Below are 11,174 nucleotides of genomic sequence, written 5' to 3' on the forward strand. Positions count from 1 at the left end.
GAAAGAAATGCCGATGCAGGACGTGGCGCCGGTTCCAGACGTCTTTCCGGCGGATGGATATTTGCATCTCCTGGAGATTGGGATTCAGGCAGTCTAGCTTTCACCGTATTGCGTGAATCGCTCGGCGCACTGCTCCTAACGTCTGGACACAGTCGCCGATTTCCTGGCATGCTCTTGTCCCTCTCACCCTTTCAGGCTGAGGTAAGCCATTCGATTCAAGAACGTTCCTCCGAGTCCTTCCCGGCTGAGCCGGGGATACAACAGAGCGCCTCGCGGCGCAATTTCGCCATACCGCGCGGGTCCCCCGGCGCACCGCCCCAGGCACCTGGGCCCGGTCGCCGGTTTCCTGGCATGCTGTGGTCCCCTTCACCTTTCGGATCCAGGTCAGCCATCGGACCCAGCAGACCTCCCTTCGAGTCTGTCCCGCCTTCAGCGGGGATGTGTCAAAGCGCCTCGTGGCGCACTGGTTGGTCTTGATGACGGCGATGTAGTGGGCCTTCTTCGTCTCGACCAGCCAGGTGATGTTGGCCTTCACCGAGTGGAGGGCATCGAAGGTGACGACGGTGTCGGCGAGGTCGAGCGGTGCCAGCAGGGGTTTGAAGTGGCGCACTTCGTTGGTCTTCGCACCGACTTCGACCTGGGCAATCGTGGCGACGCGGTCGTGGGTGACCGCCGAGAGCAGGTGGCGCCGCGGCGCGGCCAGGCGGGCTGAGCCCTTGAGGGCCTTGCCGTCCACGGCGATGATCTGCCGCGATCGGGTCTCGGGCATGTCCGCGGACGCGGTGATGCGGTGCCGGTCGGCCAGGTAGGCGCCCACAGCCTGGTCCAGGGCGTCGCCGTCAAGTGCCTGAAGGACGCGTCCGAGAGTGACCGGCTTGGGGCTGCGCCGCCAGCCGAGCAGGTGACGGCGTACCCCGAGGGATGCCAGCAGCGAGTTCGTGGCCCGCTCGCCGAACTCGGCGAGTTCATCGATGCTCTTCGCACCGCAGACGGCCGCGCAAGCACACATCAGCAAGATCGCCGTCAGCGAGTACCACCGGCCCCGGCGTGAGCGCGGATCCGGAACCGATTCGAGGTAGGGGCCCAGGTCAGCGATCCGGTCCGCATCCAGCGGCCCCAGCTTCTCCAGCACGGCAGGGATAGGGGAAGATGCAACAGCAGGCACGGGACGTCCTCGTGATCATCTGGCTTCGACACCACAATGATCACGAACCCCCGTGCCTGCTCTGCTATCCGCCCCTACCGGCCTGATCGTCAACCCTCCACGCAAGCACGGAACTTGACGGAGCCCTGGCCCAATGGCAGGACATGCCGGGCCCTCTGCTCTCGCCGTGCAGGCCGACTGCGCTCCGGCCCGGCGTGGGCGCCCGGCGAGGCAGTGAAGGCGGTACTCGTCTGGCCGTGGACCCTCCACGGCAGGGCACACCGGTGACACGGGGTCAGCGGCGGGCGTCGCCGGGCGCAAGCAGGCGTACGGCCCGGAGAGCGCCACCGCAGGTGACGAACCAAGCTCCCGCGGGCAATACGGCGTTATCCCTGGAACGACTTCACACTGGGCCCGCGACCGACGCCCCACCCACCAGGGCCGTCGAACGCTTACGACCTTGGGAGCAATTGAAGATGGACGTCTTGGTCCGGCCGCTGATCTGGCGGCATGCCGGACCCGATCCCGGTAGGAGGGTTGCCTTCGCGTGTACTCCAACTCCTAGCCTTCTCAGGCATGGAGACGACCAACGGGACGATCGCCGCCGGTACGCACGTGCCGTACACAAGGGTCCTCGGACGGAGCGGGATCGAGGTGAGCGGGCTCGGTTTTGGCTGCTGGGCCATCGGCGGACCCTGGCAGGGCCCTGACGGGAGCCCGCTCGGTTGGGGCAAGGTCGATGATGAGGAGTCCGTGCGCGCGGTGCGCCGTGCGTTGGACCTCGGCGTGACCTTCTTCGACACTGCCGACGTCTACGGGACCGGGCACAGCGAGCGCGTACTGGGACGGGCCCTCGGCAGACGCAGGGCGGACGTCGTCGTGGCCACCAAGTGGGGCAACCGCTTCGACGAGGAGAGCAAGGTCCTCACGGGGGGCGACGACTCACCGGCGTACGTACGGCGTGCGTTGACGGCGTCGCTCGCCAGGCTCGGTACCGATTACGTGGACCTGTATCAGTTGCACCTGTCGGACGCGGATCCCGAACGGGCTGCTCTTCTGCGGGACGCCTGTGAGGATCTCGTACGGGAAGGGCTCATCCGCGCGTACGCATGGAGCACCGACGACCCGGGGCGTGCGGCCGTCTTCGCCGAGGGCCCGCACTGCGCGGCCGTGCAGCACCGCTGCAACATCCTCCAGGACGCGCCCGACATGCTCGTCTTGTGCGAGAAGTCCGAACTCGCAAGCATCAACCGCAGCCCGCTCGCGATGGGGCTGCTGACCGGGAAGTATGTGCCAGGGAGCACTCTCGCCTCAGGTGACATCCGCAGTGCACCGCCGTCCTGGCTGTCGGGTTTCGCGGCGGGTGGCGGCGCCGATCCGCACTGGCTGGCGCGCGTCGAGGCGGTACGGTCCGTCCTCACGAGCCGTGGACGCACTCTCGCCCAGGGGGCGCTGGCCTGGCTGTGGGCGCGCAGCCCGCGGACGGTGCCCATTCCCGGCTTTCGGACGGTCGCGCAGGCGGAGGAGAACGCCGGGGCACTGGAGTTCGGGCCCCTGGCGGAGGAGGAGCTCGCAGAGATCGGGCGTGTACTGGGGTTTTAGGAACTGCGGGGAAACAATGCCGATGGGGCAAGGCGGGACCGTGACATAAGGCGGCCGTGCGGGTTCTCAAGATGTGCATCAGGAGCTCCTCCGCGTGGCCTTGATCCCATCCTGCCTTCAGCGGCGTCTCCCGTCAGCATTTGGGCGAGTTGATTGAAGAACTCGCGCCACGCTGGGAAGCGGCCCGCGAGTCTGCCCTGCACGAGAAGAGGGGCGGCGCCCGCCGACGGACAGCCGGCGCCGGGCGCAAGCAGAAGCTCGTCTTCGTCGATCGGCTGCTGGTCACCCTGGTCCACCTGCGGCATGGTCTGCCGCACGCGGCACTGGCCGCGCTGTGCGCGGTGGACCGCTCCACCATCTCCGGCGCCATCCGGGAGGTCCGTTCTCTCCTCGCCGCTCGCGGATTCGCCGTCCCCGACCGGCCCGGCCTGCGTATCCGTACCCCGGGGGACCTGTTCGCCTACGCCGAGGCTGAGGGCGTGGATCTACGCATCGACGGCACCGAGGTACAAGTCCGCCGCCCCCGCGCCGGCCGCCCGGCCGCAAGGCATTCGTCTCCGGCAAGAAGAGGCAGAACACGATCAAGACCACCACCTTCAGCGATGGTCAAGGCCGCACCCTGTTCTCCGGCATCGTCCGCCCAGGCAGGATGCACGACCAGACCGCGGTGCGGACCGAAGGCCTCGCCGAGAAGTTCCATCAGCACCCCACGGTCAAAGCTGAGGTGGACGAGGGCTACCGGGGCCTGGCAAGCGAGTTCCCCGACCAGGTCAGTGCCCCGCCGAAGAAGCCCAAGGACGACGCCCCGCTGGGCGAACTCCACGCCTGGCGCGAGCTGCGGCGCCGCCAGTCCTCACGGCGGATCTGCGTGGAACACACCAATGCCGAGTACAAGAAGTGGCGCCCGCTCCAGCGGTACACCGGGCGGCGCGAGGACTACGCCGAGACCCACATGGCCATCACAGGACTGGTCTCCGACCGATCCGCCCGACGGCCAACCCGTCGCAGGACGAGCACCGAGCTGATGCCCCTCCGACAGACCGCCTGTTGATCAACCCACCAGCAGAACTGCCAGACGACCACGCGCCGATCTCAATTTCTCCCGAGGTCGTTAGCGCACGTCTGACACGGATGTCCCTCAGCCCCCTCTGAGCGCATCACCCGAACCAACGATCGTGCAATGCCTGTTGCGGCTGCTAGCGTCAGGGAACCTGGCGCTGAGCTGCGGAAATCCCCCTGGACCTGCCTCGCGCCACAGCATCTACCCCAGAGAAGCTCTAGCCGTCCGGCAGGACCACCCGCACCGGCACCGGCGGGCCGTCCGGGGGAGTCGTCGTCATGCCGACCACGGTAGGCAGGCCGGCCGCGCCCGGGACCGTCGGGCAGTGCCCCGAGGGCGTCGGCCTCTGTCCACAGGTCCGGTCAGGCGGAATGATCACATGACTGCTGACGACGTGACACGCGCGGCCCGGACGCGCGCCAAGATCCTGGACGGCATCGCCCGCGCGGAGCGGGCCCTGTTCACCCGGCCCGCGCCGAAATCCGCGCGAGCCCAGATGAAATTTCTTCGCACGCGGGAGAAGGGGGGCCTTCACCCTTGATCGTGGACACCGGTTGTTATGCGGCGGTGGTCAGCGTAGTTGATCGCTGTTCGTAGTTGATCGGGCTCTGCTGACCGAGGGCTGAGTGCCGTCGCCAGGTGTTGTAGCGGGTGACCCAGCGGAAGACCGCAAGGCGGGCGGCGCGAGCTCCGGGCCAGCGTTTCGCGCCCTTGAGAGTCTCCCTTTTCATGCTGGCGTTGAACGACTCCGCGGCGGCGTTGTCCGCGCTGGTGCCGACGGCCCCGCGTGATCGGATCACGCCGAGGTCCTTGCAGACCTGGGCGAACTCCTTGGAGGCGTACTGGGCTCCGTTGTCGCTGTGGAAGATCGCTCCGCGCAGGTTCCCTCCCCGCGCGCCGGCGGCGGCCTTGAGGGCGTCGGTGACCAGTTCGGTCCGCATGTGGTCGGCGATCGACCAGCCCACCAGACGCTTGGAGTGCAGGTCCAACACCGTTGCCAGATAAAGAAATTGGCCGTCGCCGACCGGGAGGTAGGTTATGTCGCCGACGTACTTCTTGTTCGGCCCAGAGGCGGTGAAGTCCCGCTGGATCAGGTCCGGCACCGGGATGGCGTCGGCTGCGGGGACCGTGGTGCGGACCTTCTTGCGCAGGTGCAGCCCGACGATGCCGAACTTCCGCATGACGCGTTCCACCCGCTTGTGATTGATCCGCAGCCCGGCGCCCTGGAGCTCGGCGGTGACGCGCGGAGCCCCGTAGGTGCCGTCGGACTCGGTGTGGATCGACGTGATCCGCCCGGCAAGTTCGGCGTCCGCACGCGCCCGCCCGGCCCGCGCATCCAAGCCGGCCAGGTGCCGGTAAAACCCGGAACGGGAGAGCCCCAGGATCCGGCACAGCCGCTTCACGCCGAAGGCGTCATGGTGGTCGGCAACGAACTGGAAACGGCTCACCAGCTGGTCTCGCCCGCAAAATACTTCGCGGCCCTCCGCAGGATCTCGCGTTCCAGCTCGAGCTCCTTCACCTGGGCCCGCAGCCGCTTGTTCTCCTTCTCCAACTCGCTGGCCTCCACCGCGCCGGGCACGGCGGCCTGCTCGGCATCCCGCACCCAGGTGCGGAGCGTCTCGTGGTTCACCCCAAGATCCTTGGCCACCGACGCGTACGTCCGGCCCGGGCTGGAGCGGTACAACGCGACGGCATCGGCCCGGAACTCAGGCGAGTACTTCGACGTCCCCAACGGGAACTCCTGTCCTTCGGATCTTCACGATCCAATGATCAGGGTGTCCACGGTCAAGGGGTAACGCCCGAGACGAACACCTTGCCCTGGTCGACCACGACGGTCTGCGGGGTGATCACCGGCCGCGCCGCGGCCCCTTCCAACCGGGCGTCCACGCTCAGCAGCCGCTCGTAGGGAATCACCGACGCTTCCATCGCCAGCGCCTCGGGCCAGCCGGGCCGCATTGGCGCCGGCACCATCATCTGCGCCAGCAACTGTGTCGCATCGACACTGCGGGTTCCCTTCGGGCGCAGCACGGCCGCGCAGATGGTGCGGGTGGCCACATCCAGCGCGATGGTCAGCTCGGGACGTTCCACGACCCCGTCGTCCAGTACCACGAAGGCATCCAGCAGGGTGCTGTCCATCATCACCAGCTCCCCCGGCATCATCACCGTCGTCGGCACGAACGGGGGAGCCGGCCGGGCCGAACGCCACCGGCGCTCCCGCGCACTGCCCAGCAGTCGCCGCCCGTCGGCGAGGGCGTGCACCAGCCGGTTGAACGTCGCGCTCGAGGGCAGCGGTACCACCCCTTCCCCGTACCGCTCGGCCAGCAGCCGCTCGGTGTACACCCGCAGCCGCCCCAGCGTCCCGCTGGAGCGCTCCCGCCCGGCCTCCAGCACCTCCTGCATGGCAGCCACCACCCGCTCATCCGCACGCCCCAGCGCCGTCCGCGGCCGTGAGGCCCGGTGGTCCACCAGACCCCACACCCCCTCCCGGCGGTAACGGGCCCGCATCCGCCGTACCGTGACCGCGCTGGTCGGCATCCCCGCCGCCGAAAGCTCGGCCGCCTTCGCCTCCTCCCGCTGCGCCAACGTCCGCGCCTGCGGGTCGTACTCCGCCCGCGGCGGGCCCGCCGCGCTGCATCCACCCGGCCGCCCCGTTTCCACCTCCTGCACATGCCGCTCCCACGCCAGCGCCCGCTCCCGCACTGCATCGGGCAACGACTCCAGCAGACCCAGCGGCGGCACCCTGGACACCCCTGGCGCATCCAGGACTTCGAACCCCGCATCGGCGAACAGCAGCGCCGCTACTTCACCGTCCTCGGCAGCCAGCCGTACCTGACCGCCAGTAATGGCCGCCACCGTCCAGGTACGCCCCTCGAACCGCACCCGGCACCCCAGCTCCACCACCGGCCCGCCATGCACCCCGCTGCTTGCCCTCACTTTGCCGCCTGCGCCCACACCAGCGTCCGCTCATGCATCGCCGCACCGAGTTCCGCCGTAAGCCGTCCCGCCCACAAGGCATGGAACAGCGAGGGAAGCACCAGCATCGGGTCCCCGATCCCGCGTACGCCCTCCCGCAGCGGCGCCGGCTCGGCGAACGCCTCCTGCAGCGCGGCGGCCAGCTGCGGTCCACCGTGGTTCCGCGGATGCCGGTACCCGGCCAGCCAGGCCACGTTGCGGCGGTACACCGGGTCGACTGGCCCGAGCACCCAGTAGCGCCAGCCCGCCGCCGCACAGATCTCTCCTACCACCGCCGCGAGGGAGCGCTGACGCTGCGAAAGCTCAGGCCTGGCCGTGCAGTCGGCCAGCACCCCCTGGCCATCGGCCAGCCGGAGCATGAGCTGAGGAGCATGCGCACGCACCCCACCCGGCTCACGCCACCGCAGTTCCAGCGGCCGGGCGGCCAGGCCGCCCACGCGCGGGTCACGGTCGAGCAGCATCACGTGCAGCCGCATCGCTGCGGACCCGTAGTGCACCAGCCGTCCGGTGGTGGCCGACCACCACCATCCCGGCGCCAGCCGCTTGCCTTTGCGGACTGGGAACGGCTTCAGCGACGGACAGCGTTCGAAGACCACCTCGGAGGCGGCCGCCAACCACCTGGAACACTCCGCTGTCCTGCCCACAGCCTGGAACAGCACATCCACCGACTCGACATCGGGCCACCCCGCCCTCGCTCCGTCCCACCCCGCACCGTGCACACAGAACTAAACGGCTTATCGGCCCATCCGGTATCGGGCGTAACGTGGCCGATCAACAAAAGCTGCCAGAGCACCAGGCTCCCAGCCGGTGCTGTCAGACGCCCCAAACCGCGGACGAACCGTCATCTACACCTGGGGCTCTGCAGCCCAGGCGTAGCCCAGCTCGGCGAGGGCGGCCCGTTGTTCCGCATCAAGCCGGTCACGCCTGGCCTTCTGATTGCTCAGAAACACACCCAGCTTGATCATCGTGCCGTCCGGAAGCTCTTCAACATGTGCTCTTCCCACGACGGTTCTTCCTTCGCGAGTGATGTACTGCGCGAGGGCGGTTAGGCCGAGTTGGAAGGCTGCTGACGCCTTCGCCGCGCCCTTGGCGGCCGGGCCCGATGTGGGCCGTTCGGCGGGCATCATGCCTAGCGCGGACAGTCTCCGCTGCTGCTCCTGCGACAGCTCTGCCCAGGAACTCGCCTGCCGCTGGATCCACCGCCCCAGGTCGTCGCCCTCGAACAGCACGCCCGGCTCGATGGCGGGCAGGGCCCCGCCGGGCTCGTCCGCGGCGAGGTCGGCGAGGACGCGGTAGTGGCGTTGCCAGTCGAGCGGCCACGGGCAGTCCCAGTCGGGGTCGATGGCGGTCAGCTGCGCGGCCCGCGCCGCGGCGCGCTCGGGATCCTTCCCGAGGCCGCTTTTGCGGCGGAGGTTGGCGATGTGCTGGCCGACGGGTACGAGGCCTTCGGTGTCGCTCTCGCCCCACACGGCGTCCTGCCTCGGGGCGAGATGGCCGTGAGCGCGGTGGTAGCTGCGCAGCGCGGCGAGTTTGTTTTCCCAGGCTTCGTCGCCGGGTTCCCACACCATGCCGGCCTCTTCGGCGTCGAGGAGTTCTTTGCGGTGGTCGTCGAGTTCGCCGGCGCGGAGGGCTTTCCGCTGTTGGTGGATCCAGCGTCCCAGTGGAAAGGATTTTGTGACGCCGACTTCGGTCTGGGTGTCGTAGGGAACGGCGTGCAGGCCGGTGATGTGGTGTTTCTTCCGCCAGCGGAGGAGGGCTTGGTAGCCCTCGAGCCAGACCAGTGATTCGGGCCGGTACACCCGTGTGCGTAGGAAGGCGGCGATGGTCGCCGCGTCGCGGGGGGCGGAGAAGTGCAGCAGTGCGGACTCCACCGCGCCCTGGGTGTCGTCCTGCTCCTGGTCCTTGCTGCCTGTCCCGCCGGCGCTGATGATCTGCCCGTCCTCGTCACGGATGAGGTGGTGCAGCTTGGTCCGCGGCTGCCTGGTCAGTGCCCGCGAGGCGAGCTGCTCGACGAGGCGTTCCGAGTGTGAGCGCAGGCCCTGGAGGACGGCTACAAGAGGGCGGAACGAGGAGGACGCGACCATGTCGTCGGGGTCCTCGCCGGGTTCCAGGAAGACGGGCACGATGATGCGGGCCACCTTGGTCGTGCCGTCCGGGTTCGGCCGCAGAGCGCGGCCGATGTTCTGGACGATCTCGACCTGGGAGCCGCGGGTGTCGGCGAAGCAGATGGCCTCGACTCCCCGCTCGCCGACGATGTCGACGCCTTCACCGAGAACGCGAACGCTGGCGAGGAAGGCGCGGTGTACTCGCCGGCCCGCCGCGTCGATGCCGCCTGCGAACTGCCGTAGCACCTCGCGCCGTTCGGCGACGAGGTGGTCGCCGCACAGCCACGCCGACCATACCCGGTCCGGGGGTACGTGGCGGCCGGCCTCGAGTTCGTAGAGCTCCGCGTCGATCGACGACTTCGGCAGCGCGTCTGCGTCGGCCAGGGCCTTGTCGGACGTCTCGGTCACGTACAGCTCTGCGGCCGTCTCCGGTAGTTTCTCCGCGAACGCGGCGGCCTCCTCCACCCGCTGGTGGAACGTCATGACCGTACGCAGGTTGTGGCGTGCGGCGTGCTCGAGGAGGGCGGTCTGCAGCAGTGCCAGGCGCCGGCCCCGCAGCGCCTCCTCCGACAGCCCCCGCACGGGAGAGGGGTCGCGGATCTCCAGCACGTCGATCTCGAAGCCGGCGAGGATGCTCCGCTCGATCGCCTCGGACAGCCCGAGCTCGTAGATCCACTCGCCGTACGTCCCGTCCGGGTCGCTGGCCATGGAGGCGATCTCCAACTCCTGGCCGTCCGCGCCCTTCTGCGGGCGGGGGGAGGCGAGGATGCGCGGGGTGGCGGTGAGGTAGAGCCGGAAGTCTGCGGGGATCCGGGTGTTGTCGTGGATGGCTGCCCAGGGCCGGCCGGTGTCCCCGGCGAGTCCGTGGGCTTCGTCCAGGACGGCGAGGTCGAAGCCGTCCATCGACTGTCCGTACAACCGCTCCCCGCCCGCCAGGGCGGCCTCCAGCGGCCCGCGCACCTTCCGCTGGCCCATCGGTGCGTCGATGTCCTCACGGTCCACGAGGGAGGCGTACGTGGCGAACACGACCACCGGCCCGTTCCCCGCCCACAGGGCGAGCTGGATTGCGTTCGTGGTCGTACGGACCCCGAGCTGCTCCAGGACGTCGTCCTTTTCCAGCGAGCACACGGCGACCATGGGCGAGTTGTGGCCGACCCGGCGCCACGCCTGCGCGGTCTGCACCAGAAGATCCAGGGTGGGGACCATGACGAGGACCCGCCCGCCCCGGAAGCATTCCAGCGCGGCCGTAGCGGCAGTGATCGTCTTCCCGGAGCCGGTGGCGGACACAACCGTGGCGCGCGATTCCTCCGAGGGAATAGATGGTCTTGCAGGGAATCCCACCCACTTGCGGATACGCGTATTCGCGTCCATCTGGTGTTCTCGAAGCTGGATCACAGCAATTCTCCGGGTTCGGGAAGGACCTGCTCGACCGAGGCAATCCGGTATGTGCCCTGCTGGTAGAGGCGGCCCGGCCGTCCATAGACGGTCCAGGCCCGGTGGGCGGCTTCACTGAGGGAAGAGGCCATCATGTGGACGGTGAGCCGTGGTTCGCCTCCGCCCGGAGGGTCGGCCCGCTGGGCGACGATCCGGTAGACCCGATGACGCAGCATCTCGGCCGGTGCCCCGCCGTGTTGCTCTGCAGCGGCCACGTCAAGGGCCACACGCTGCATCCGCTGCTCCTCACGACGGCCTACACGCGGATCCTGCCCCGGTACGTAGACAGGCATCTGCTGCTCCGTCATCACGTGGGCGATCCGCTCCCATTCAACGCGCTCCCACATGGCGATCAGCAGCTCACTCAAGTTGAGGATCTCTGCCGGTCCTTCGCGTGCACGTTCCTCGCGCTCCCGGGAGAGCCACGCATGCGTGTGCACCTGGCCGAGGACGAGCCCGGCGGCCTTTCTCGTCACACCGAGCCGGGCTATTTCAGCCGGAAGATATTCGTAGACCGACATGAGCCCGGCTCCCCTCGCTGCCAGAGTGTGTCTCTTGTTTCCACCAACTCTACATGCTGCATCACATCGATGATGTGTTACACGGAAACCAGAACACGAACGAGCGACCCACCACCCCGGTAGCCAGCCCAGCCCGCGGCAGCGGGCTAACGGCCCGTAAGGCGCAGCCTGAAGAGCCGCCAGGGCGGGGGAGCGCAGCGGACCCGCCCCAGGAGTGCGAAGCACTCCCCAACTCCCATACGGAAACGCGAATAGTCGCACCTGGCACACCGTCAATCTCGGGCAGCGCGCAGCGCAGCCCGCCGGACGCGAAGCGGCCGGCCTCCCTCAACTCC

The 11,174-nt window shown here is 68.7% G+C and carries 9 protein-coding genes and 1 pseudogene; 4 read left to right on the top strand and 6 right to left on the bottom strand.

Annotated features, from left to right (window positions below; all coding sequences use genetic code 11):
- Positions 1 to 100: 100 nt before the first annotated feature.
- Positions 101 to 1,132 carry an ISAs1 family transposase gene (locus OG568_RS48090; protein WP_329536216.1) on the bottom strand — a complete coding sequence of 344 codons (1,032 nt, stop codon included), beginning with the start codon at positions 1,130 to 1,132 and terminating at the stop codon, positions 101 to 103.
- A gap of 588 nt (positions 1,133 to 1,720) precedes the next feature.
- Between OG568_RS48090 and OG568_RS48095 the strand changes: the two genes are divergently transcribed.
- From OG568_RS48095 to OG568_RS48105, 4 genes and pseudogenes are all read left to right on the top strand, one after another.
- Entirely contained in the window at positions 1,721 to 2,746 is a 1,026-nt protein-coding gene (locus OG568_RS48095) for an aldo/keto reductase (protein ID WP_266698358.1), read from the top strand.
- 149 nt (positions 2,747 to 2,895) lie between these two features.
- Positions 2,896 to 3,090 (top strand): annotated as a pseudogene (locus OG568_RS61695) (transposase family protein); the annotation flags it as partial.
- A gap of 236 nt (positions 3,091 to 3,326) precedes the next feature.
- Complete coding sequence (locus OG568_RS61700) at positions 3,327 to 3,797, top strand: transposase family protein (RefSeq protein ID WP_443077914.1); 471 nt, start codon at positions 3,327 to 3,329, stop codon at positions 3,795 to 3,797.
- A 388-nt stretch (positions 3,798 to 4,185) separates the two neighbouring features.
- Positions 4,186 to 4,347, top strand: a complete 162-nt coding sequence (locus OG568_RS48105; protein WP_329536217.1) for a hypothetical protein — start codon at positions 4,186 to 4,188, stop codon at positions 4,345 to 4,347.
- Positions 4,348 to 4,363: 16 nt separating this feature from the next.
- Here the strand turns inward: OG568_RS48105 and OG568_RS48110 are convergent.
- The 5 genes from OG568_RS48110 to OG568_RS48130 all read right to left on the bottom strand — a co-directional run bounded on the left by OG568_RS48110 (position 4,364) and on the right by OG568_RS48130 (position 10,839).
- A protein-coding gene (locus tag OG568_RS48110; RefSeq protein WP_266421100.1) for an IS3 family transposase occupies positions 4,364 to 5,538 on the bottom strand; the annotation gives its coding sequence in 2 pieces (ribosomal slippage) (positions 4,364 to 5,271 and positions 5,271 to 5,538; 1,176 coding nt in all).
- Positions 5,539 to 5,591: 53 nt separating this feature from the next.
- Complete coding sequence (locus OG568_RS48115; RefSeq protein ID WP_329536218.1) at positions 5,592 to 6,707, bottom strand: hypothetical protein; 1,116 nt, start codon at positions 6,705 to 6,707, stop codon at positions 5,592 to 5,594.
- Between the two features lie 29 nt (positions 6,708 to 6,736).
- Entirely contained in the window at positions 6,737 to 7,393 is a 657-nt protein-coding gene (locus OG568_RS48120) for a TnsA-like heteromeric transposase endonuclease subunit (protein WP_329536219.1), read from the bottom strand.
- A gap of 231 nt (positions 7,394 to 7,624) precedes the next feature.
- Positions 7,625 to 10,279: a DEAD/DEAH box helicase gene (locus OG568_RS48125; protein WP_329536220.1), complete on the bottom strand. Its 2,655-nt coding sequence runs from the start codon at positions 10,277 to 10,279 to the stop codon at positions 7,625 to 7,627.
- On the bottom strand, positions 10,276 to 10,839 hold the full coding sequence (locus OG568_RS48130) for a hypothetical protein (protein WP_329536221.1): 564 nt from the start codon (positions 10,837 to 10,839) through the stop codon (positions 10,276 to 10,278). Before OG568_RS48130 ends, OG568_RS48125 begins: the two co-directional genes overlap by 4 nt.
- Between the last annotated feature and the right edge of the window lie 335 nt (positions 10,840 to 11,174).

This window comes from Streptomyces sp. NBC_01450, from assembly GCF_036227505.1.
GTDB lineage: Bacteria > Actinomycetota > Actinomycetes > Streptomycetales > Streptomycetaceae > Streptomyces.

Excerpts from the sequence above, each read along its gene's own strand:
- OG568_RS48130 (WP_329536221.1), bottom strand. The coding sequence starts at position 10,839 with ATGTCGGTCTACGAATATCTTCCGGCTGAAATAGCCCGGCTCGGTGTG.
- OG568_RS48095 (WP_266698358.1), top strand. The coding sequence starts at position 1,721 with ATGGAGACGACCAACGGGACGATCGCCGCCGGTACGCACGTGCCGTAC.
- OG568_RS48105 (WP_329536217.1), top strand. The coding sequence starts at position 4,186 with ATGACTGCTGACGACGTGACACGCGCGGCCCGGACGCGCGCCAAGATC.